Below are 20,514 nucleotides of genomic sequence, written 5' to 3'. Positions count from 1 at the left end.
CAGAGGCACGCGGATGAGACTACCGGGAACCGGCAACGCCGCCGACAATCCGCAGGAACGCACGCCGGGCGACGATCCGAGGCAGGTTCCGCGCGCCGGCAATGGTCGCGCTCCGAACGTGATGCGGATCGGCGCGTGGGTGCCGATGCGCCAGTACGTCGACGACGATGAGGTCGACTTCGTGATTGTCGGCACGGGTGCGGGCGGCGGCACCCTCGCGGCCAAGCTCGCCGAGCACGGTTTCACGGTGGCCGCGCTCGATGCTGGGCCGTACTGGCGCCCCCTGGAGGATTTTGCCTCCGACGAGATGCATCAGTCGAAGCTCTACTGGACGGACGAGCGCATCGTCGACGGCGAGAACCCGCTGCAGTTGGGCTCGAACAATTCCGGCAAGTCAGTGGGCGGCTCGACCGTGCATTTCGCCATGGTCTCGCTGCGCTTCAGGCCGGACTGGTTCAAGGCGCGCAGCCTCCTCGGCTACGGCGCCGACTGGCCGCTCGATTGGCGTGAGATGTGGGACTACTACGGGGAAGTCGAGCAGACCCTGAAGATTGCGGGCCCGGTGACCTACCCGTGGGGGCCAAAGCGCTCACGTTACCCTTACCGCGCTCATGAACTGAGCGCCTCCGCAAAGGTGCTGGCGCGCGGGGCTGAAGCGTTAGGGATTGCCTGGACGCCAACCCCGATTGCGACGCTCTCGGCGCCCCGGGGGGACGCGCCGCCCTGTGTCTACCGCGGCTTCTGTACGCTGGGCTGCTCCACGAATGCCAAGCAGAGCGTGCTCAACACCTGGCTGCCGCGTGCCCTGAAAGCCGGCGCGGAGATCCGCGACCTCGCTATGGTCGGGCGGATCGAGACGAAGCACGGCCGCGCCACCGGCGTGCACTACCACCGGGAGGGCCGCTGGCGCTTTCAGCGGGCGCGCAACGTCGTGGTGGCTGGCTACGCCATCGAGACGCCCCGCCTCCTGCTGATGTCGGCCAGCTCCGAATTTCCGGACGGTCTCGCCAATTCCTCGGGCCTCGTCGGCCGCTACCTCACGGTGCAGGGCAACCAGGCGGTCTGGGGCGTGTTCGACGAGGAGATCCGCTCCTACAAGGGCCCGCCTTCGCTCGCGATCACCGAGCACTGGAACTACGAGGATCGCGGCAAGGACTTCTCCGGCGGCTACTGCTACATGAGCCAGGGCCCGCTGCCGACCCTTTGGGGCAAGACGCAGGCGACTGCCCGTGGGCTGTGGGGCGAGGCGCTTGTCGCCGAGATGCAGCGCTACAATCACGTAGCAGGGCTGAAGGTCGTCTCCGAGTACATGCCGCAGGCACGCAACCGCGTCACGCTTGCCGAGGAGACGGACCAGTACCGGCTGCCGATTGCACGTGTGACGTACTCCTGGTGCGACAACGACCGAGCGATGAACCGGCACGCTTTGGCGTTCATGCGCCAAGCCCTGGAAGCGGCGGGCGGGCGCGAGATCTGGGACCAGGAGAACGACACCTGCCACCTCAACGGCACGGCGCGCATGGGCGACGACCCGCGGACCTCCGTCGTGAATGCCGATTGCCGCTCCTGGGATATCCCAAACCTCTGGATCTGCGACGGCTCGGTCTTCCCGACCGTGGGCGGGGTGAACCCGTCCCTGACGATCCAGGCGATCGCCTGCCGCACGGCTGACCGGATCAAGGCTTTGGCCGCGTGCGGAGACCTCTCCGGCGCGGCGTCGGCCTCGCCCAAGCGAGCCCTCGCATGGGCAAGCTGATCGAGGATTATGGCCTGATCGGCGACGGCGAGACCGCAGCACTGGTCGCCTATGACGGATCGGCTGCCTGGCACTCAGCAGGTCCAAACAAATCCGGGCGGACGATTGCTCATCCATCGCACAGTCGGTGAAGCTCTTGCAGAGGGTAGATGTAGTCCTGAGTTAATCGCGTGAAACTTGAGAAAACACTGCGGAGAGCGCGCCATGTTGGATCCGAATATTGAGCTTGTCGTGGATGCACAAGCTACCATTGGCGAGGCGCCGGTCTGGGCGGCGCGCGAAGGAGCTCTCTACTGGGTCGATGTAAAGGCTCCAGCCTTATATCGAACCGACACGGCTTCCGGTGAGACCGAGCACTGGAGGCTGCCCTCGGAGATCGGGGGTTTCGGACTGCAGGCAGACGGCTCGGGTGCGATCCTTGCTCTCCGCTCGGGCGTGTTCGCACTCGGCTTCGCCCGCGGGAACCTGACCCACTTGGCGGAGCCGCCATTCAATCCCAGGACGCATCGCTTCAACGAGAGTGACTGCGATCCCGCCGGTCGGCTCTGGCTTGGAACGATGTTCGAGCCGGAACCAGGCGTCGAGGCATCGCCTGAGGCTGGGCACATCTACTCGTTCACCGTCGCGGACGGTCTCGTCCGGCACGACGAGGTGGCGCTAACAGCAAACGGCTTCGCTTGGAGCCCGGACGGGCGCACCTTCTACATGGCGCATACGAAGGACGGCCGGATCGAGGCGATCGCCTTTGATGCTGAGCAGGGCCGGCTTGGCGCTCGGCGAAACCTTGTGACCATTCCTCATCAGGTCGGTGTTCCGGATGGTGGTGCGGTCGATCGGGACGGTTTCTACTGGAGTGCCATTCATCGTGGCGGCCGCCTGCACCGCTACGCCCCGGACGGCCGGTTGGACCGCGAGGTGCTGCTACCCGTTCAGAACCCAACCATGGTCGCGTTCGGCGGAGACGACCTTGAGACTCTTTATGTGACCAGCGCGACCCATGGGCAGCCCGGGCAGCCGCATGAGGGCGGTCTGTTTCGCTGCCGTCCAGGAGTGCCAGGCTTGGCGCGTCCACTGTTCGGAGAGGCTCCACTGCATTCGCCCATCTGACGAGATGCGAATGAGCGGCTCACCAGGGCGGTCTAGCGGTATGCCCCTCCAAGTTCATGTGCAGATTTTGTAAAATGCCAGTGCTCGGGAATGGCTATGCCGAACAACGCAAACCGCACAGTTGTAGTAACTGGGGGAACGGCCGGCGTTGGCCGAGCCGTGGCGGTCGAGTTTGCTCGCCACGGCTGGAGTGTTGGCGTCATCGCGCGCGGTCGCAAAGGCCTCGACAGTACGGTCACACAGATCAGGCGGATGGGAGGGCGAGCACTCGCTATTCAGGCCGATGTGGCGGATGCCGATGCGCTGATGCGGTCTGCCGACGAGATTACCGCCGCATTCGGTAGCCTCGACGTCTGGGTCAACAACGCCATGGTGACCATCTACGCGCCGGTGCAGGAAACGAGCCCCGAGGAGTTCCGGCAGGCGACCGCCGTCACCTATCTCGGCCAGGTTCACGGCACGCTGGCAGCCCTGAAGCACATGGTCCCAGCGGATCGCGGCACCATCGTGCATGTGGGATCGGCGCTGGTTTACCGGTCGATCCCGCTGCAGGCGAGCTACTGCGCGGCAAAGGCCGCGGTGCGGGGCTTCGTCGATTCTCTGAGGAGCGAGCTTCTCCACGACGGCAGTCGGGTGCGGCTCACCATGGTGCAGCTGCCCGCCGTCAACACGCCGCAGTTCGACTGGGCGCGCTCACGGCTGCCGCGCGAGCTTGAACCGGTGCCGCCGATCTACCAGCCGGAGGCAATTGCTCGACACGTTTACGCGGCAGCGCAAGACGCGCCGCGTGAGCTCTGGATCGGCGCTTCTGCCTGGAAGGCGATCCTAGGCAATGCAATAGTCCCAGGCTGGATCGACCGATACCTCGCACGGCAGGGGTACAGAGGCGAGATGACGAGTGTGCCGGCCGATCGCGATCGCCCGGACAACCTCTACGGGGCAGTCGATACCGATCCCGGCGCACATGGCCGCTTCGATGGGCGCTCACGCGACGCCGTTGCCGCCGCCAACCCGCGCTGGCTCAAGATCGGCCTCGCGCTCGTCCTCGGGGCAGTGGCGGGAGCAACTCTGCTCGCGGCAGAGGCAAGCGGAAGTGCTCATGCGCGCCGGCGGCTCAGCGACCGCTGACGGCTGAGCCTTGGGCTGTGCGTTTGGATCACGCCGGAAGCACGCAGCTGCACTCCGGTGTCACTGGGCATCGCGGAGAGGCGCGTGCATGGCCTACGAGATCGGCGTCGGTCCGGCTCAGCTCACTATCAACGTAGGCGAGAGCGTGCTCATCACTGAGGTTGATGGCCAGATCCATCAACCGAGCGAACGCGGCCTGTTTTTCCGGGACACCCGCCTCGTCAGCGCCTGGACCGTGACGGTCGATGATCGGCCTTGGCAGGTGCTCAATTCCGCCGCCACCGACCACTTCGCAGCCCAGATCGTGCTGGTGAACCCGGCCTTGCCCAAAGACGACGGCGAAGTGCCCGCCGGCAGCGTCAGCCTCGCCCTCTCGCGCCTGCTCGACCAGGGCGGCATGCGCGAGACACTCAAGCTGTGTAACCACAACCGTATCCGCGTGCGTCTCTCCCTCGCCGTGCACTTGTCCTGCGACTTCGCCGACATCTTCGACGTGAAGTCCCACCGCATCGTCGCGCGTGGCGAGACCTTCACCCATTGGTCTCCCGAGGAGCGCTGCCTCGCGTCGGTCCACACCAACGGCAGCTTTCGTCGCGGGCTCTCGGTCGGTCCGGCGGACGGCGCGCCCAGGCCGGTCCTGCGGGACGGCGCGCTACGCTTTCTGGTCGAACTCGATCCTCAGCAGTCCTGGAGCACCGACCTCGCCTATCGTTGGATCGACGGTGACGGCACGCTCGACGGGCCAAGCGTCACCTTCGCCGAGCGCGAGCAGTCCAGGCCGGCTGCTGCCCTGCGCGACTGGCGCGATGGGGCCACGCGCCTGCGCACGCCCCATGCCGGTTTACAGCAACTCTACGACCAGTCCTTCGACGACCTCTCCGCCCTGCGCCTTCCGTTCGAGAGCACGGACTTCAAGACCTTCGTGCCAGCCGCCGGCATCCCGTGGTTTGCCGCCCTGTTCGGACGCGACAGCCTGATCAGCGCGATCCAGACCGTGCCGATCTACCCGGACTTCGCTCGAGGCGCGCTGGAGATGTTAGCTCGCTACCAGGCCGGCGAGACCGACGACACACGCGACATGCAGCCGGGCAAGATCCCCCACGAGCTGCGTCACGGCGAGATGGCCACCCTGCACCTGAACCCGTACTGGCCCTACTACGGCACCGCCGACGCCACACCGCTCTACCTCATCCTGTTGCACCACGCCTGGCAGTTCACGGGCGACCGCGACTTGATCGAGCGCCACCTCACTGCGGCCGAGCGCTGCCTCGCCTGGATCGACGACTACGGCGACATGGACGGGGACGGCTTCCAGGAGTACCAGCGCCGCGCGCCGGACGGGGCCGAGAACCAGGGCTGGAAGGACGCAGGAAACGCTGTCCTTGACGAGAACGGCGACGATGTGCCCGCGCCGAAGGCGCTGTGCGAATTGCAGGGCTACGTCTACGACGCTTGGCGCCGTATGGCCGAAATCTACGACGCACTCGATCGGCCCGATCAGGCACGTGCGCTCAGGGACAAGGCGCGCGATCTCCACCGGCACTTCAACGCCGTGTTCTGGGATGAGAGCGCACAGTTCTATGCCTTGTGCCTCGACTCCAAGAAGCGGCGGGTGATGAGCGTCTGCTCGAACCCCGGTCACCTGCTGTGGTCGGGGATCGTGCCACCCGAGCGGGCCGAGGCCGTGGCGCGGCGGCTGATGGCCGAGGACATGTTCAGCGGCTGGGGCGTGCGCACGCTGTCGGCGGATCATCCAGCCTACAACCCGCACGACTACCAGCTCGGCGCAGTCTGGCCGCATGACAACGGCCTGATCGCGATTGGGCTGGCCCAGTACGGCTTCCGCACCGAGGCGGCCCGCATCGCGGCCGGCCTGATCGCGGCGGCCGATCGCTTCATGCTGCATCGTCTGCCGGAGGTGTTCGCCGGAACGAGCCGGTCCGACTCGCCTTTCCCAGTGCAGTATCTCGGAGCGAACGTCCCCCAGGCTTGGGCGGCGGGCTCGGTGTTCAGCCTACTGCATGCTCTTCTGGGCATCCGGGTCGACACTAGATGCTCGACGATCCTGGCTGACCCGCACCTGCCGGACTGGCTACCGGCGCTCACGTTGGTGGATTTCAGCGTCGGGAAGCAGATGGTTGATCTGCGGGTGTTTCGCGACGGCGGAGAGACCTGGATCGGGATCCTGCGCGGCGCGGGGGTGAATCTGGTGCGGCAGCGCTTCGGCACCGCGGTCGAGCACCTCTGAACGCGCCATCAGGCATTGTTGCGGAAGGCAGTGGGAGCGATTCCCAGCCTCGAAGCAAGCTGCTCCTGGACTTGCTTCGAGAAAGTGGAGAGCTCTTCCCGTGAAGGAGGAGGTCTCCGATGCCAGACCGCAAGCAGACGTTCACGCCGGAGTTTCGCGCCGAGGCGGTTCGCCTTGCGCAGACGAGCGGGCGCAGCCGACGCGCCGAGGCCGTCGAGGCTCTGGCCCGCTACATCGATGGGTTCTACAATCCCCGCCGGCGCCATTCAGCGCTCGGCTTCACCAGCCCCACCCGGTTTGAGAAGCGCACGGCCCACCAAACCGCTCTCCACTAAAGCGACGCAAGTCCAACCCTCCGTTGCCGCGGCGTATCGGAGGGCAGCAACGTTCTCACGGTCCAAGCGCTGCCGTCCGGCTTTCCGCGATCCTTGCCGCTTTGCCGGCGGCTCCGGCCGACAACCGGTGACGTAGCCCGATTGTCCGGCCGCCCTCATGCCCTGACAAGAGATTACGCCGGCGGGTGAGTTGGGCCTCGAGGAGACTGGAGCCGATTTGGTTAGAGGAGACCTGCGCCGCGTGCCCACCGATACTTCGCACCGAGCACCTCGACAGGCAGCTCCGTCGAGTAGGCATAGGCCGGGATGCCGTGGTCGTAGAGGTACTGTGAGGCCTCCTCGACTTCCACGTCGCCCGCGAGCGAGGCAACGATCGGCTTCTCGAAGCCCTTCGCGCGCATCTCGTCGCGAACTTCCACCACATTCCTCGCGAACACCATCGGGGGTGTGATGATGGTGTGCCAGTAGCCCAGGATGAGCGCGTGGATCCGCTCGTCCTCCAGCCCGAGCCGGATGGTGTTCTGGTAGGTGACAGGTGGCTCGCCGCCCGTGATGTCGACAGGATTGCCCGCCGCACCGAAGGGCGGGATGAACTTGCGGAAGGCCGCATCGAGATCGTCGGGCATGGCCATCAGCGAAAGGCCGTTGTCGACGACGGAATCGGAGAGCAGCACACCGGAGCCACCGGCGCCCGTGATAATGACCACGTTCTCGCCCTTCGGGGTCGGCAGGATTGGCACGCCGCGGGCGAACTCAAGAAGCTGGCGGAGCGAGCGCGCGCGGATCACCCCGCACTGCTTGAACACATCCTCGTAGATCCTGTCGTTGCCGGCGAGCGCGCCCGTGTGGGAGCTCGCCGCCTTCGCGCCCGCCGAGGTGCGGCCGGCCTTTAGCACGATGACAGGCTTCTTCTTCGAGACGCGCCGCGCGGCTTCAGCGAAGCTGCGCCCGTCCTTCAGGTCCTCGCAGTGTTGGGCGATGACCTTGGTCGAGTCGTCCTGCTCGAAGAACGCCAGCAGATCGTCCTCGTCGATATCGGACTTGTTGCCGAGGCCGACGATGGCCGAGACGCCCATCTTGGTCGAGCGCGAGAAGCCGATGATGGCCATGCCGATGCCGCCCGACTGAGAGGACAGGGCAGCCTGACCCTGCACGTCAAAGGGTGTGCAGAACGTCGCGCACAGGTTCTTGGCCATGTAGTAGAAGCCGTAGATGTTTGGCCCCATCAGGCGGATGTTGTAGCGCCGTCCGATCTCCTGCAGTTCCAGCTGACCCGCGTCGTTCCCAGTCTCGGCAAAGCCGGACGGGATCAGGACCGCTCCCGCCACACCCTTCTCGCCGCATTCCGTGAGCGCCGCTGCCACGAACTGGGCAGGGATCGCGAACACGGCGACGTCTACGGGACCCGGGACGTCTTTGACCGACCGATAGGTCTTCAGACCCAGGATGGTGTCGGCCTTCGGGTGGATCGGGTGGATCGTGCCCTTGTAGCCGCCGTTGATGAGGTTCTTCATCACGGAGTTGCCGATCTTGCCCTCTTCGGCCGAGGCGCCAATCACCGCCACCGTGTCGGGGCGCATGATGCGGTTCATGCCCGCGACGATCTCCTCCTGCGATCGCGTCTGCGAAGCAGGCTTCGCGTTGAAATCCACCACGATGCGCACGTCCGCAGCCGTTGCATCACGCGCCGTAGCGAAGACTGGGTTGAGGTCGAGCTCCGAGATCTCTGGGAAGTCGGTGACGAGCTGCGAGACCTTGGCGATGATGTCGGCCAGTGCCTCCCGATCGACCGGCTCCGATCCGCGCACGCCCTTCAGCATCTCGGCGGCCTGAATGCCGTCGAGCATTGAGAGCGCGTCCTCGCGATTGGCAGGAGCGAGCCGGAAGGTGATGTCCTTCAGCACCTCCACCAGCACGCCGCCAAGCCCGAATGCGACAAGCTTGCCGAAGGAGCCATCAGTAACCGCGCCGATGATGACCTCGGTGCCCCCCTTCAGCATCTGCTGGACCTGGACGCCGTCGATGCGGGCATCGGCCTTGTAGCTCTTGGCGTTGGCTAAGATCTGTTCGTAGCCGTCAGCTACAGCTTGGCCAGACGAGACACCTACGATGACGCCACCAGCTTCTGTCTTGTGCAGGATGTCTGGAGAGACGATCTTGAGGACGACCGGGAAGCCCATGCTCTCGGCCTTCTGCACGGCGTCTTGGGCCGATGTTGCAACGGCTTCTTTGGGCACCGGGACGCCATAGGCGTCACAGACCAGCCGCCCCTCAGGAGCGGTCAGCGAGTCGCGACCATCAGCCTTGACGCGATCGAGGACCTGCTGAACCTGCACCTTGCTATTCGCACGAGTCTGTTGAACTGAGTTCCGAGGGCCGAACGGGTCATCGTCGTTCCTCCTGATCTTCATCAGCGCCGGGTTGTCGACGCTCGGTCTGATTGCAGCTCAGATTAATACAATTTCTGCAAAGTCAGCCTGTTATGGCGTAACGTAGGGTTGCTTTCGGCACGGGAATTATTCGCGCCTCATTCTAAACGCTCTACTCGGCAGCAGCCCGAGTAGGCGCTTTGATGGCTCCGGAGCCGCCGATCTCCACGATCTCTTCGTCCGTGTACTTCAGGACGTCGCGCAGGATCTCGTCCGTGTGCTCTCCGAGCAGCGGCGCGCGGGTAACGTCGGCGGGGCTTGCCGACAGCTTGATGGGGTTGCCGACGGTCAGGTACTTGCCGCGGGTCGGGTGATCGACCTCGACGATGGTGCCCGTCTTGCGGAGCGCCTCGTCCTCGGCGATCTCCTTCATCGACAGGATGGGCCCGCAGGGGATATCGTACTTGTTGAGGATGTCCATCGCCTCGAACTTGGTCTTCGTCATCGTCCAGGCTTCGATGCGCGTGAAGATCTCGTTGAGGTGCGGCAGGCGGGCCTTCGGCGTGGCGTAGGCCGGATCCGTCTTCCAGCCGGGCTCGCCGATGATGTCGCAGATCGGCTCCCAGACCGCCGCCTGGGTGATGAAGTACAGGTAGGCGTTCGGGTCGTTCTCGTGGCCCTTGCACTTCAGGATACGGCCGGGCTGGCCACCGCCGGAATCGTTGCCCGCGCGCGGCACCGCGTCACCGAACGGGACGCCCTCGCCGAACTGGCTGTACTCCTTGAGGGGGCCGTGGCCGAGACGCTGCTGGTCGCGCAACTTCACGCGGCAAAGGTTGAGCACGCCGTCCTGCATGGCGCAGTCGACCCGCTGGCCGACGCCCGAATGCGTCCGGTGGTAGAGGGCGGTGACGATGCCGAGCGCGAGGTGCAGGCCGGTGCCCGAATCGCCGATCTGCGCGCCCGTCACCATCGGCAGCCCGTCGCGGAAGCCGGTGGTCGAGGCCGAGCCGCCGGCGCACTGGGCGACGTTCTCGTAGACCTTGCAATCCTCGTAGCGCCCGGGGCCGAACCCCTTCACCGAGGCGAGGATCATGCGCGGATTCACCTCCTGGATCTTTTCCCAGGTCAGGCCCATGCGGGCGAGCGCGCCGGGGGCGAAGTTCTCGACGAGGACGTCGCACTCCTTCACGAGGCGCCAGAGCACCTCCTTGCCCTTGGGGTTCTTCGAATCCAGGGTGATCGACCGCTTGTTGTGGTTCAGCATCGTGAAATAGAGGCTGTCCACGTCCGGGATATCCTGGAGCTGCTGGCGGGTCGCGTCGCCGGCGCCGGGCCGCTCGACCTTGATCACGTCAGCGCCGAACCATGCCAGGAGCTGCGTGCAGGTGGGGCCGGATTGCACGTGCGTGAAATCGAGGATCTTCACGCCTTCGAGAGCCTTGCTCATGGGATACTCCCTGGTTGCAATGATCAGAGAATGATACGCTCGAACACTCCACTGAAAATGCTATTCGGAATAATCTCAGAGATAAACACGCTCGCCATAGGGATGCTCGAAGAAGTTCCCCTTCTGCATGCCACCAAAGCAAGGCCCTTCATCGTGAAGGAACAGTGTGGAAAGGTCTTCGAATACGAAGAACGTTACGCCGGCACCATAGAATGACAGCCCGCCTTCGGTCCGAGCCAGGGTAATCGCCCACCGGCGCGAGCGCATTTCGGGAGCGAGCTTCTGGAACTGGGCGAGCACGCGATGTGCATGGGTCAGCGGCGGCGAACCCTCGTTGCGAATTACTCCGCCGAGCTCACCGTGAGCGCCGCCTTGTGTTGTGCGATCGATGGTGCCCATCTTTGGCTCCCTCGAAGCTTTCTACGTGCCTGAGCTCGTAGCGGTTGACCCCTTGCTCAGACCTCAGACCTGTGAGCGGCCAATCTCACGCCGCTATTTTCGTCGGAAGCCCGAAGGCCTTCGCCGAAGCAGAGCGGGCCAGCGTCGCCAAAAGATCCGTTTGCGTGATGATGCCGAGAACCGTCTGGTCCGCGGCCGTGACGACGATCGCGTGCGTGCGGCCGTCGGTCAGCGTCGGGACCAAGCCGACGGCCGGGTCCTCGAGCGCTGCCGTCCTGGCCTCTGACATTGCCTCAGCGAGGCCGCTGGCCTCTCGCAGCGCCAGTTCCCGCAAGCCCACCGTACCCACCAGCTGGCCAGCCACATCGACGACGGGCAGCGTCCGGATGTTGTGCGCTAGAAGAAGCTCGCGGGCCTGTGCAGCGCTGCTGTCCGACCCAATGGTCACCACATCGCGCGACATGACCTCGCCACAGGTGAGATCGCCCTGCGCACGGGCGAGGGCGTTCAACTCGACCTGCCGCAGGAGCCGGTCGAGGTCGGAGCGGTCGATGTCCAGCGTCTCGTCGAGCGCGACCAGAGCGGCGTCCACATCTTCCGGCTTGAATCCAACGCGGATCGATGCGGGCACGTCAGCCGTGCCATGCGTATTCGCTGGCGCCGCGACAGGAATGTGCGGGTATTTGCGGCGTGAGATCTTGTGGAACGCGATGCCGAGCGCGACCAAGATCACCGAGTTGAGGCAGACCGGGAACAGCGGGAACCAGTAGCCCGCCGAGGTCACGGCCGGTCCGCCGATGAGTGCCGTCAGTGCCGCCGCGCCCCGGGCGGATGGAGCGAGCGGGTGAACGACATCGCCGCGATCGCCAGCGAGACGCCGACACCGATGGCGATGATGGGATCCGAGATCATATGGGCGGCAAAGACGCCCATGAACGCCGAGATCGTGTTGCCGCCGATGATCGGCCAGGGCTGGGCGAGCGGACTTGCCGGTACGGCGAACAGCAGGACCGCCGAGGCACCCATGGGCGCGACAATCAGCGGGATGTGCGGGCCCTCGCCGAAGAACCAGCCGCAGATCAACCCCGTAAGCGTGATGCCGGCCAGGGCTCCCAGGCAGGCGATGAGTCGCTCTCGTAGGGTCGCACCCGCCAGGATCGGCCTAAAAAAACGGAACCCAGGAGCGGGTTCGCCGTGCCGTGAAGGGCCGGTGGACTCGGGCATACGAGAGCTCGCCTCAGTGCTGAAGAAGGACTTTATCGATTAACCGGATGGGCAATCCGGCTCGTAGCTAGGCGACCGATGCTTCGGACATGGCATGCCTGCCGCCGGGAACACTGAACTAAAGGTCGGTGTCAGGAACGCGCAAGGTTGGCATCAGCGGCCCACAAAGGTAGATTGCTGATAAACCTTGTACCGCTCAAACGCGGGTTTTGCAACTCTGGTATGCAATATGCCTAGAAGCGAGGCACCATGCGCCTGACCCTCTTCACCGACTATGCCCTGCGCACGTTGATCTACGTGGCCTCCCATGAGCCACGGCAGAGCTCGATTGCCGAGATCGCGCGTGCCTACGGCATTTCGGAGAGCCACCTCGTGAAGGTTGTGCATCAGCTCGGGCGCCTTGGGTTGATCCGAACAACGCGAGGACGGGGCGGTGGCATCCGGCTTGGACAACCGCCGTCGGAGATCACCGTGGGTGCTGTCGTTCGACAGACCGAGGAGGATCTGGCGTTGGTGGAGTGCTTCGCAGGTGGCGGCTGCGCCATCACAGCACCCTGCCGGCTCCGCCGCGTGTTCGGCGAGGCTCTCGCCGCATTCTTGGCCGTGCTCGACCGCTACACGCTGGCTGACCTGCTGGCCGACGATGCGGGCGCTGAGATCGCGGCGCTGCTCGGACTTACAGTTCCGATGCCGAGTGACCCGGCGGTGGAGCTTGGAAGGTAAACGGGGGCCGACTTCATCGTGCCTGCCTGAACATGCTCCAGGCACGCGTTAGATGAAAAACGGGTCGGAGTGCCGTTGTGGTCATACTCCTGATGGCGGCCTCCATTCTCGGTTTCTTCAGTTTCATGGCTGCGGTTGCTGGCGACCGGATAGCAGGCGTATGGGACAAGGTCAGCGTGACCGTAGGCATGACCGCGTTCTTGCCGGCTCTCACGCTTGCCTTTCAGCATAAAGGAATACTGATCAGCCTGTTGTTCCTGCTGCTGAGCTGACTCCTCTATGATCTAGCAAGGTGCATAAACAAATTACCGCTCTTCGATAGGTTCTCACCGTGGATTGGTATCCTCCTGGTGCTTACCTACCTTGGAGCAACCTCAAGCTAGCGCGTCGACGCTGACAAAACATTTATCGAGCAGCCTGTTTTCTCCCGCGTGCGCAACGTGGAGCCCTGCGCAGCGCGGAGCCGGTAGCGGGTCAGACACATGTCAACTCCGGAATAGCCCTTAAGGTACATTCCTGTTGCACCTTTTCCGGCCAAACCATAAAAGACGTGCGTTCGATGCACCTTTGAGAGCCGCCCATGCCGACCCCGTTGTCCGCCCCCACCATCGCCCTCGTCAAGGCGACCGTCCCCGCTCTGGAGGCGCACGGCCTCGACATCACCCGGCGCATGTACGAGCGCCTGTTCGAGAACGCCGAGATCCGCGACCTCTTCAACCAGTCGCATCACGGCGAGACCGGCTCGCAGCCGAAGGCGCTCGCCCAGGCCGTGCTGGCCTACGCCCGCAACATCGACAATCTCGGGGTGCTGGGCGGTGCCGTCGAGCGGATCGCGCAGAAGCACGTCGCGCTCAACATCCTGCCTGAGCACTACCCGCACGTGGCCGACGCGCTCCTCGGCGCGATCCAGGACGTGCTCGGGACGGCTGCCACGGCCGAGATCTGCGCCGCCTGGGGCGAGGCGTACTGGTTCCTGGCCGAGCTGCTGATCGGGCGCGAGGCCGCGATCTACCGCGACCTCGCCGCCAAGCCCGGCGGCTGGAACGGCTGGCGCGACTTCGTGGTGGAGAGCGTCCGGCAGGAGAGCGAGACGATCCGCTCCTTCGTCCTCATGCCCGAAGACGGCCGCCCGGTCCTGCGCCACGAGCCGGGCCAGTATCTCGGCTTCCTCTTGGACCTGCCGGGGCACGGCGTCCTCAAGCGAAACTACTCGATCTCCTGCGCGCCGAACGACCGCGCTTACCGCATCACCGTCAAGCGCGAGGGCAAGGCGGATGAGCCCGCCGGCATCGTCTCGAACTGGCTGCATGATCATGCCCAGCCCGGAACGGTGCTACGCGCGGCGCCACCGGCCGGCGACTTCTTCCTCGATCAGGAATCGCATGATCCCGTCGTGCTGGTCAGCGGCGGCGTCGGCCTGACGCCCATGATGAGCATGCTGGAGACGATTGCGGCAGCAGCGCCAGAGCGCCCGACATGGTACGTGCACGGTGCCCTGAACGGCCGTGTGCATGCAATGCGCGACCATGCCAAGGCTCTGACCGCTGGCAACGAAAACCTCCGTCTGCGCACCTTCTATGCCGAGCCGGAGGCGCAGGACCGGCCGGGTGAGCACTACGACGCAGCCGGCCTGATCAGCGCGGACTGGCTCGTGCGGCAGACGCCTCACGATGCAGCCACCTACTATCTCTGCGGGCCGAAGCCCTTCCTGCGTGCCCTGGTGAACGGGCTACAGCGCCAGGGTATTCCGGCAGTGCGCATCCGCTTCGAGTTCTTCGGTCCTGCCGACGACCTGCTAGAGGAGCAGCGGCAAGCCGCCTAGGTCCGACGGCGCCGCTCTCCTGCGGAGCGGCGCCCTTTCCGGAGGAGCCCTGGATGGAATTTGCTCACCTTGTCGCCGACGCCATTCTGGCCGCGTCCGCTGACGCGGTGATTGCTTCGGACAGCGAGGGCATTATTCGTATCTGGAACCCCGGTGCCGAGCGCATCTTCGGCTACCCAGCCAGCGAGGCCCTGGGGCAATCGCTCGACATCATCACACCCGAGCGGCTGCGCCGGCGTCACTGGGACGGCTACCGCAAGACCATGGCGACGGGCGAGAGCCGCTACGGCGAGGGCGCACTTCTGTCGGTTCCTGCCATCTGCAAGGATGGGCGACAGATCTCGGTCGAGTTCACGATCGTGCCGCTCAAGGATGAGCAGGGCTCCATGACCGGCATTGTCGCGGTCATGCGCGACGTGACGATACGTTTTGCCGAGATGAAAGTCCTGAGAGAGCGACTGGCCAAAACCTCTGAGGATCGTACGGCTGCGCAGTAGCTTGGGCGCTGCCCAGCTGCGGTCCGGCGTCAAATTCTGCGGCGAGGCGCTTCAGCAGCGCTGTCCGGTCTCTGCATCAAGGTGAACCTGCGTTTTGCGCAGGACGGTGCAGGGGTCGTGGCCGCTGGCCCGTGCCAGAAGCAGCAGGCCCATCATCAGGTCGACGATATCGCACTCGGCCACGTCACTGCCGGCAAGCGGATAGCGCCATCTTCGCTCGTCGCCGTGCTCCCGCAGGTAGAGGTCGAGAGCCCTCTGAGCGAGATCAATCCTCGCAGCTTCCGTGGGCATGGGCGTTCTCCTCGGCCACCCGGCCCTGTGGCTCGCTCGGCCCGGTTCGGCCCCGCGCGTGCTGCGCTTGAGCCAACGGTCGAGCAGGTGCTGCGGTTCGAGGATACGCCGCTGCCCTGCAGTCAGCCGCAGGATGGGCCGGGTCAGCATTTTGGATCAAGAGCAGATCCGACGCTCGCTCAGCACGTTGCCGTCGCTACCGATGATGCCCTGCCAAGCCGTCTTTCGCGTCCGAACCGCCACACGCCAACAGCCGCCGTCGATGCCCTGTCCAGCCTCGATGCGGCTGGTCACAAGGCCAAGGCGCATCTCATGCCGAAGGTGTCCGGGATTGATCCCCGGCCTGGCGGCAAGATGCTCGGGATCGACGACCCAGTCGCCCCGCGCGTCTCGCTCGAAGTGCATGCCATGGTCCTCCATGGAGCCAAGAGTCATTGCAGGCTGAGCTCACTCCCGCAGCGCAGTCTCGGCCAACACGTGCCTCTCGGCCTTGCGAACTATGGAGAGCGGATCGCGTCCTCGTTGATCAGCCAGCAGGAGCAGATCTGTAATCAGATCCACGATCGCGCAGGAGGGCACACCATCCTCCAAGCGCCGCTCTGCGCCCTCGGCAGAGAGGCAGGCATCGAGAGCGGTCTGCGCGAGCTTCGTGCGGCTGACTTCTACGATCATGGGCAAGCTCCTCGGAGGCTCAACTTACCGGATCACTTCATTGGGTGATTGGTCCGACAAAAGGCGACACTCGTTGATCAGGCGCCCTTGCGCGTCGAATACGCCCTGCCAAGCAGCTTCGCGGCATCGAACCGTCACGCGAGACCGTCCTTCGTTCCCATCATGCCCTGCCTCGACCCGCGTGTGGACGAGACCGAGATTTTTCTCGTCTTGCAGTAGCCGGAGTGTGATGCCGAGCTTGGCCGCAAGCTCGTTCGGATCAACGATCCACTCGCCGCGTGTATCGCGATCGAAGCGCATAGGGGCGCCCTCCATCAGCTCGGCAGGAGAAGCGGGCTGAGGCTGACGATAGCACGCGCAGATCGGCTGCCCCGGAAAATCGCCCTCCTAAAGTTGGATGCACCCCTGCACCGAGCGGTGTTTCGCAGCGCTTGAGGATGTGTGCCGGGCAGGCATGATGCTCCCTGTGTGTGCGCAAGGAAGCGCAGAGGCCGCGTAACCGCAGAGGCACAGAAGAAACCGCCCGCACGGGGCGCGTGCGAGTGGTTCTGTACTCGCGGGTGCTGTGAGGGGGAAAGGAGCCGCGCGTATGCCCCAGCGTGCGCCTGCAAGCCGAGCCTGTCCACGGTCGTCAGCGTACAGAAATGAGCAGACCTTAGAGATTGCAAATTTAAAATCCGCCCTTGGGCAAAGTTGCCTAGGCCAGCAAACCTAAATCAGCCTGGCAGAGGTGTGTTTACACAGCAGAAATCTAGGCTGTACTAAAATATAGGGCGCAACACGTCAATGACTAAATGCCCATGATGATCTTTTGTAAAAAACCTAAAAGCGACAAGCTTGAAATTTAGAATAATATTTCTCTCGAATCAGTATAGACTACGTACTCTTTTTCAAGAGAAGCGGCAGATGCGCGCGACGAGCTTGTTCGCGGCAGCCTTCGTGCTGGCGACCGGCGCCTTCTGGGCCACCATGCTGACCGACCCGCCGCAATCCACGGCGTCCGTTCAGCCCCGCATCGACATCCAAGAACTGACCCTCAAGGCGAACCCACAGGGCGATCACCACTACGACGCCTTCTAGCTCACGCCGCCTGTGAGCGGTCCGCCCGCACCAAGCCGGTGTTTCTGACGATCCGGAGGTAAGCCATGTCCAAGCTTGCCATGGCCGCAGCCGCGTTCGCGCTTGCGACGGTTGCGTTCTGGTCTGTCATTCTGACCAGCCCGCCAACGTCACGGGCTGCAATCGGACCGGCTCCCGCGCAGGCGGAAGCAGTGACAGACGACCAGTGCAGCGCCTTCCGCATCTGCCCGTAGTGGGCTGTTCCTCGAACTCGAGCTTCTCCGGGCGGACCAGCTCCGCGGAACGCTGAAACCGGTGCCGGGTTGATCCTGTGCGCAGCCTTTCTCCGTTGGGCTGCGCGTTTCCTCATGATCTACAAGGCCCCGTTTGCCTCGCCAGCAGACGGGGCTTTTCTCTGCCCACCGGACTTTTGGCCTGCTCGCTAGGGGATCACCGGGAAGCTCGTGACCATCCAGCCGCCGAAGCGTCGCTCTCCTGAGGTCTGACTGCCGGGAAGCGCACTTTGGGACGCTGACGTCCACGCTCCTTCGCTGGGGCAGGTGGATTGGAGCACCTCTTCGCGCATGCTGCCGAGGCTGCTGCGCATCACGCCCTTAGCCCACTCGCGCCAACACTGTGCCGCGGGGCTCTCGGCATCAGCTCGCACATCATGATCTCGGAACCTTGGCTGTTGGGTGTGATTGTCTTGATGCGGCCAAGCGGTGGTGTTGCAGCGGGAGGCGAAGGATGCATGTTGCCAAGCTCCTGATCGCATCGTGCATGCTCGCCACTGCCGGCGCCGGCATGGCCTCCGCCCAGTTCGTCGATCCCTTCAAGGTTCTCGAAGAGGCAAGACGCGATCGTCTCGCGCTCGATAAGCGCCTCGCACGCGAGGCTTTAGAGCGACGCCAGAAGGAGAAGGCGGATCAAGCGGCAAAAGCGGACGCGCAGCGGAAGCTTGACGAGCAAAGACCTGCGGCCGGGGGCGTTCTCCCTCCAGCTGCGTCAGCGGAACAGGCTGCGACCTCCCGAACTCATCAGCCCACCTCCGAAGCCCACAACTTGCCGGCGGTATCCGGCAGCGATGGAAGCAGAACATCCGAACCCAACGCGACAGAGGCACTGGCAGCTCGTGACCGTGCGGAAGCAGCTCTCCCGCCGGGCCCATCGGGCATCACTACTGATAGAACGCCCGCTTCTAACCAGATCGCCGCACTCCCGACCAAGGTTGCTCCTCCGGGGACCTCACTCCCAGCAACCCCAGCGCCCGGTGCTACGTCCGGCACCCCTGCTCCCGCTCAACCACAACCCACAGAGGCGCCAGCTCGTGACGTCATCGCGCCGGTCGTCGCGACTCCTCCGCGCGTTCTGATCACGATCGACAAGGCCGCACAGCGGATGCGGGTGACGGTCGACGGAAAGCTGCGCCACTCCTGGTCGGTCTCAACCGCACGGGCGCCTTACAAGACCCCGGCAGGGACGTTCCGCCCCTTGCGTCTCGTGAAGGAGCACTACTCCAGGGAGTGGGACGACGCTCCGATGCCCTACTCGATCTTCTTCACGGCTGCCGGCCACGCCATTCATGGCAGCACCGCGACACGCCAGCTCGGGCGACCAGCGTCGCACGGCTGCGTCCGACTTGCGCCGTCCCATGCGGCCGCGCTGTTCAAGCTGGTGCGGGCCGAGGGTGCAGACACAACCAAGGTCACCATCACGAGCGGAAGGTCGGCAGGGAGAACTGCGCGCAGCCGGGCGGCCGACGCGCGTACCCGCGATCGTGCTCTTCATGCCCGGCGTGTCTCGACCGACATGTGGCAGGTTGGGTCTGCGGATGCTTGGGCCGAGTAGGGCAGCTCCAGTCGCGCCAGCCGCGGAAACCGCACCGGTCAGGCTCCGTATCGCTAAATCGCTGGCCAGCTTGGGTCGGAGCGTCAGACCTGGATCCCTGGCAGCCAAGCGTGAGGCATGCTGACCCTGTGAGCTCGACAGGGATCTAGCGGGGCATGCTCCACGTTAATTCACTCCACTGACTTCAGGGGAGGGCGTATGCACTCGGATCTGGAGCACGCGCGGCGAGCCTGGGACCGCGCCAAGAGCGTCGTGCAGCAACTCGAAAGTCGACCTCCAGACAATGCCGGGGAGGCGTCCCGGCACCAAGCTGAGCTGCATCTCGCCCGCCTGCGCGCCTACATGGCCCAGGGGCGGGTCATCGCCCTGCAGAGGGGCTGCCTGGCGCACAAGGCCTGTGAGGATGCCCCGCGCGAGCGGCTGAGGGCACCTGAGGCCTTTGCGGCCGCCCTGGCCGAGCCTTAACAGGAAATCGAGCTTACCCAGGTGGTTTTGTCCCTCCGCCAAAGCTCTGCTGGAACAAGCGACTGAATGCATCCTGCATCTGCTCGGGGCCCTGAGGAGCAAGCGCCATCCAGCTCCTGAGCAGAGCCTCAGGCGAGAAGCGGTCCATCTCGGCCAGCATCCGCCGCTCCATCTCGGCCAGGATCTTCGCCTGCAGCGGCTGGACGTCGGGCAAACCGAAGAAGGTTCGCGCCTCCTCAGGCGTGCAGTCGATCTCAACCTTGACCTTCATCGTGCAGACCACCTGCGATCTGGGGAACCCAATCTGGACGGCATATAGGGGCCTTCAGCCATGGCATCGGGCTCAGTGCAGCCGGCGCGATGCTCCGGCTGCTCAGAAAGGCACTCTAGCCCGCGTCTTCCTGTACCGTGTACACCTATGAGGCAGGACACTCGGCTTGCCTGTCATCGACTGTCTGCGCTCGCAATCTGTTCAGTGACCCCGGAGCCGTCCGGCTCCAAGCGGCCTGATGCTCGCGCCGCGGCAAGCGCCCTCACTGCGCCCACCAACGTCTCTGCCTCGAACGGCTTGCGCAGGAAACGAGCGCCCTGCGGCATCGCCTCCTGCTCGGGCTCGATGATGCCCGACACCATCAGCATCGAGACGTCCGGCCAGCGTGCTGCGGCCGCCTTGGCAAGCGTCAGCCCGGTCAGCGGCTCGCCGACCAGATCAATGTCAGCGACCATCACGCGCAGATCAGGGTGGGCATCGAGCGCGGACGTAGCTGCCTCGACGGTTGCCGCCTCCAGCACGCGCATGCCGGCGTCCCCGCGCGCGCTCGCGGCTGCCATCCTCTGAACGGGATCGCCCTCCACGATGAGGACAACCAAACCGGCCGATCCGGCAACGCCTGCCACCGCTCACCTCCATCTCTGCCCCTGCCCACCTCACAACGTGGCACCCCCGCGCTCAGACTCACGGCTCGCGGGCTTTTCGTGCGTGTTACGGTGTAGCCAGCGCCACCCTCACCGAGGAATTGGCGAGGCTCCGGACCTGAGGCTCGGAGCACCACGAGGTAGCGTCCGCGGACGAGGTGTAATTTCTGGGCCGCTTCGGCGGGGATTGGGGTGGTCATCGGGGC

At 64.7% G+C, this 20,514-nt stretch carries 21 protein-coding genes and 2 pseudogenes; 13 read left to right on the top strand and 10 right to left on the bottom strand.

What is annotated here, in order from left to right; genetic code table 11:
* The first annotated feature begins 13 nt into the window (after positions 1 to 13).
* The 6 genes and pseudogenes from DK389_RS02090 to DK389_RS33735 all read left to right on the top strand — a co-directional run.
* The gene (locus tag DK389_RS02090; RefSeq protein ID WP_109887209.1) at positions 14 to 1,756 is read left to right on the top strand and encodes a GMC family oxidoreductase; all 1,743 of its coding nucleotides are present in this window, start codon (positions 14 to 16) and stop codon (positions 1,754 to 1,756) included.
* Positions 1,744 to 1,887, top strand: coding sequence for a hypothetical protein (locus DK389_RS31915; protein WP_162560389.1), 144 nt, complete (start codon positions 1,744 to 1,746; stop codon positions 1,885 to 1,887). Before DK389_RS02090 ends, DK389_RS31915 begins: the two co-directional genes overlap by 13 nt.
* A 73-nt stretch (positions 1,888 to 1,960) precedes the next feature.
* Positions 1,961 to 2,863, top strand: coding sequence for an SMP-30/gluconolactonase/LRE family protein (locus DK389_RS02085; RefSeq protein ID WP_109887207.1), 903 nt, complete (start codon positions 1,961 to 1,963; stop codon positions 2,861 to 2,863).
* A gap of 96 nt (positions 2,864 to 2,959) precedes the next feature.
* The gene (locus DK389_RS02080; protein WP_418292001.1) at positions 2,960 to 3,991 is read left to right on the top strand and encodes an SDR family oxidoreductase; all 1,032 of its coding nucleotides are present in this window, start codon (positions 2,960 to 2,962) and stop codon (positions 3,989 to 3,991) included.
* An 88-nt stretch (positions 3,992 to 4,079) separates the two neighbouring features.
* The gene (locus tag DK389_RS02075) at positions 4,080 to 6,239 is read left to right on the top strand and encodes an amylo-alpha-1,6-glucosidase (RefSeq protein WP_109887203.1); all 2,160 of its coding nucleotides are present in this window, start codon (positions 4,080 to 4,082) and stop codon (positions 6,237 to 6,239) included.
* Between the two features lie 200 nt (positions 6,240 to 6,439).
* Positions 6,440 to 6,574 (top strand): annotated as a pseudogene (locus DK389_RS33735) (IS3 family transposase); the annotation flags it as partial.
* 221 nt (positions 6,575 to 6,795) lie between these two features.
* On the opposite strand, the gene DK389_RS02065 reads toward DK389_RS33735, so the two are convergent.
* The 4 genes and pseudogenes from DK389_RS02065 to DK389_RS02050 all read right to left on the bottom strand — a co-directional run bounded on the left by DK389_RS02065 (position 6,796) and on the right by DK389_RS02050 (position 12,016).
* Positions 6,796 to 8,985, bottom strand: a complete 2,190-nt coding sequence (locus DK389_RS02065; protein ID WP_418292000.1) for an acetate--CoA ligase family protein — start codon at positions 8,983 to 8,985, stop codon at positions 6,796 to 6,798.
* 130 nt (positions 8,986 to 9,115) lie between these two features.
* The gene (gene frc, locus DK389_RS02060; RefSeq protein ID WP_109887198.1) at positions 9,116 to 10,393 is read right to left on the bottom strand and encodes a formyl-CoA transferase; all 1,278 of its coding nucleotides are present in this window, start codon (positions 10,391 to 10,393) and stop codon (positions 9,116 to 9,118) included.
* Between the two features lie 75 nt (positions 10,394 to 10,468).
* Complete coding sequence (locus DK389_RS02055) at positions 10,469 to 10,792, bottom strand: hypothetical protein (RefSeq protein WP_162560445.1); 324 nt, start codon at positions 10,790 to 10,792, stop codon at positions 10,469 to 10,471.
* Between the two features lie 85 nt (positions 10,793 to 10,877).
* Positions 10,878 to 12,016, bottom strand: a pseudogene (locus DK389_RS02050) (HPP family protein).
* A gap of 249 nt (positions 12,017 to 12,265) precedes the next feature.
* Between DK389_RS02050 and DK389_RS02045 the strand changes: the two are divergent.
* From DK389_RS02045 to DK389_RS02030, 4 genes are all read left to right on the top strand, one after another.
* Positions 12,266 to 12,739, top strand: coding sequence for an Rrf2 family transcriptional regulator (locus tag DK389_RS02045; RefSeq protein ID WP_109887194.1), 474 nt, complete (start codon positions 12,266 to 12,268; stop codon positions 12,737 to 12,739).
* A 77-nt stretch (positions 12,740 to 12,816) separates the two neighbouring features.
* Positions 12,817 to 13,011, top strand: coding sequence for a hypothetical protein (locus DK389_RS02040; RefSeq protein ID WP_109887192.1), 195 nt, complete (start codon positions 12,817 to 12,819; stop codon positions 13,009 to 13,011).
* Between the two features lie 308 nt (positions 13,012 to 13,319).
* Positions 13,320 to 14,561 carry an NO-inducible flavohemoprotein gene (hmpA, locus tag DK389_RS02035; protein ID WP_109887190.1) on the top strand — a complete coding sequence of 414 codons (1,242 nt, stop codon included), beginning with the start codon at positions 13,320 to 13,322 and terminating at the stop codon, positions 14,559 to 14,561.
* A 53-nt stretch (positions 14,562 to 14,614) separates the two neighbouring features.
* A complete protein-coding gene (locus tag DK389_RS02030) occupies positions 14,615 to 15,058 on the top strand; it encodes a PAS domain-containing protein (RefSeq protein ID WP_109887188.1) in 444 nt (147 codons plus the stop codon).
* Between the two features lie 51 nt (positions 15,059 to 15,109).
* On the opposite strand, the gene DK389_RS02025 is transcribed toward DK389_RS02030, so the two are convergent.
* From DK389_RS02025 to DK389_RS02010, 4 genes are all read right to left on the bottom strand, one after another.
* Positions 15,110 to 15,349: a hypothetical protein gene (locus DK389_RS02025; protein WP_109895930.1), complete on the bottom strand. Its 240-nt coding sequence runs from the start codon at positions 15,347 to 15,349 to the stop codon at positions 15,110 to 15,112.
* 156 nt (positions 15,350 to 15,505) lie between these two features.
* The gene (locus DK389_RS02020; protein ID WP_236960532.1) at positions 15,506 to 15,769 is read right to left on the bottom strand and encodes a DUF6522 family protein; all 264 of its coding nucleotides are present in this window, start codon (positions 15,767 to 15,769) and stop codon (positions 15,506 to 15,508) included.
* Between the two features lie 27 nt (positions 15,770 to 15,796).
* Positions 15,797 to 16,021 carry a hypothetical protein gene (locus tag DK389_RS02015; RefSeq protein ID WP_109887186.1) on the bottom strand — a complete coding sequence of 75 codons (225 nt, stop codon included), beginning with the start codon at positions 16,019 to 16,021 and terminating at the stop codon, positions 15,797 to 15,799.
* Between the two features lie 24 nt (positions 16,022 to 16,045).
* On the bottom strand, positions 16,046 to 16,321 hold the full coding sequence (locus tag DK389_RS02010) for a DUF6522 family protein (RefSeq protein WP_109887184.1): 276 nt from the start codon (positions 16,319 to 16,321) through the stop codon (positions 16,046 to 16,048).
* Between the two features lie 606 nt (positions 16,322 to 16,927).
* Here DK389_RS02010 and DK389_RS33325 point away from each other — a divergent pair.
* The 3 genes from DK389_RS33325 to DK389_RS02000 all read left to right on the top strand — a co-directional run bounded on the left by DK389_RS33325 (position 16,928) and on the right by DK389_RS02000 (position 19,393).
* Positions 16,928 to 17,101 carry a hypothetical protein gene (locus DK389_RS33325; protein WP_194075150.1) on the top strand — a complete coding sequence of 58 codons (174 nt, stop codon included), beginning with the start codon at positions 16,928 to 16,930 and terminating at the stop codon, positions 17,099 to 17,101.
* 726 nt (positions 17,102 to 17,827) lie between these two features.
* Positions 17,828 to 18,928 carry a L,D-transpeptidase gene (locus tag DK389_RS02005; RefSeq protein ID WP_236960531.1) on the top strand — a complete coding sequence of 367 codons (1,101 nt, stop codon included), beginning with the start codon at positions 17,828 to 17,830 and terminating at the stop codon, positions 18,926 to 18,928.
* Between the two features lie 198 nt (positions 18,929 to 19,126).
* A complete protein-coding gene (locus tag DK389_RS02000; RefSeq protein WP_109887182.1) occupies positions 19,127 to 19,393 on the top strand; it encodes a hypothetical protein in 267 nt (88 codons plus the stop codon).
* Between the two features lie 13 nt (positions 19,394 to 19,406).
* Here the strand turns inward: DK389_RS02000 and DK389_RS01995 are convergent, their stop codons facing one another.
* Both DK389_RS01995 and DK389_RS01990 read right to left on the bottom strand, forming a co-directional pair.
* Positions 19,407 to 19,664: a DUF6489 family protein gene (locus DK389_RS01995; protein WP_109895924.1), complete on the bottom strand. Its 258-nt coding sequence runs from the start codon at positions 19,662 to 19,664 to the stop codon at positions 19,407 to 19,409.
* A 173-nt stretch (positions 19,665 to 19,837) separates the two neighbouring features.
* Positions 19,838 to 20,290: a response regulator gene (locus DK389_RS01990; RefSeq protein ID WP_236960530.1), complete on the bottom strand. Its 453-nt coding sequence runs from the start codon at positions 20,288 to 20,290 to the stop codon at positions 19,838 to 19,840.
* Between the last annotated feature and the right edge of the window lie 224 nt (positions 20,291 to 20,514).

The sequence above is a fragment of the Methylobacterium durans genome (genome assembly GCF_003173715.1).
Classification (GTDB): domain Bacteria; phylum Pseudomonadota; class Alphaproteobacteria; order Rhizobiales; family Beijerinckiaceae; genus Methylobacterium; species Methylobacterium durans.
This window is presented reverse-complemented; position numbering and strand designations above follow the sequence as displayed.

What these genes read in the sequence shown, in the direction of transcription:
- DK389_RS02000 (WP_109887182.1), top strand. Translation starts at nt 19,127, where the DNA reads ATGCACTCGGATCTGGAGCACGCGCGGCGAGCCTGGGACCGCGCCAAG.
- DK389_RS02065 (WP_418292000.1), bottom strand. Translation starts at nt 8,985, where the DNA reads ATGAAGATCAGGAGGAACGACGATGACCCGTTCGGCCCTCGGAACTCA.
- DK389_RS02025 (WP_109895930.1), bottom strand. Translation starts at nt 15,349, where the DNA reads ATGCCCACGGAAGCTGCGAGGATTGATCTCGCTCAGAGGGCTCTCGAC.
- DK389_RS02055 (WP_162560445.1), bottom strand. Translation starts at nt 10,792, where the DNA reads ATGGGCACCATCGATCGCACAACACAAGGCGGCGCTCACGGTGAGCTC.
- frc (WP_109887198.1), bottom strand. Translation starts at nt 10,393, where the DNA reads ATGAGCAAGGCTCTCGAAGGCGTGAAGATCCTCGATTTCACGCACGTG.
- DK389_RS02015 (WP_109887186.1), bottom strand. Translation starts at nt 16,021, where the DNA reads ATGATCGTAGAAGTCAGCCGCACGAAGCTCGCGCAGACCGCTCTCGAT.
- DK389_RS02045 (WP_109887194.1), top strand. Translation starts at nt 12,266, where the DNA reads ATGCGCCTGACCCTCTTCACCGACTATGCCCTGCGCACGTTGATCTAC.
- DK389_RS02075 (WP_109887203.1), top strand. Translation starts at nt 4,080, where the DNA reads ATGGCCTACGAGATCGGCGTCGGTCCGGCTCAGCTCACTATCAACGTA.
- hmpA (WP_109887190.1), top strand. Translation starts at nt 13,320, where the DNA reads ATGCCGACCCCGTTGTCCGCCCCCACCATCGCCCTCGTCAAGGCGACC.
- DK389_RS31915 (WP_162560389.1), top strand. Translation starts at nt 1,744, where the DNA reads ATGGGCAAGCTGATCGAGGATTATGGCCTGATCGGCGACGGCGAGACC.
- DK389_RS02085 (WP_109887207.1), top strand. Translation starts at nt 1,961, where the DNA reads ATGTTGGATCCGAATATTGAGCTTGTCGTGGATGCACAAGCTACCATT.
- DK389_RS02010 (WP_109887184.1), bottom strand. Translation starts at nt 16,321, where the DNA reads ATGCGCTTCGATCGCGATACACGCGGCGAGTGGATCGTTGATCCGAAC.
- DK389_RS02080 (WP_418292001.1), top strand. Translation starts at nt 2,960, where the DNA reads ATGCCGAACAACGCAAACCGCACAGTTGTAGTAACTGGGGGAACGGCC.
- DK389_RS33325 (WP_194075150.1), top strand. Translation starts at nt 16,928, where the DNA reads ATGCGCGCGACGAGCTTGTTCGCGGCAGCCTTCGTGCTGGCGACCGGC.
- DK389_RS01995 (WP_109895924.1), bottom strand. Translation starts at nt 19,664, where the DNA reads ATGAAGGTCAAGGTTGAGATCGACTGCACGCCTGAGGAGGCGCGAACC.
- DK389_RS02005 (WP_236960531.1), top strand. Translation starts at nt 17,828, where the DNA reads ATGCATGTTGCCAAGCTCCTGATCGCATCGTGCATGCTCGCCACTGCC.
- DK389_RS02090 (WP_109887209.1), top strand. Translation starts at nt 14, where the DNA reads ATGAGACTACCGGGAACCGGCAACGCCGCCGACAATCCGCAGGAACGC.
- DK389_RS02020 (WP_236960532.1), bottom strand. Translation starts at nt 15,769, where the DNA reads ATGGAGGACCATGGCATGCACTTCGAGCGAGACGCGCGGGGCGACTGG.
- DK389_RS02030 (WP_109887188.1), top strand. Translation starts at nt 14,615, where the DNA reads ATGGAATTTGCTCACCTTGTCGCCGACGCCATTCTGGCCGCGTCCGCT.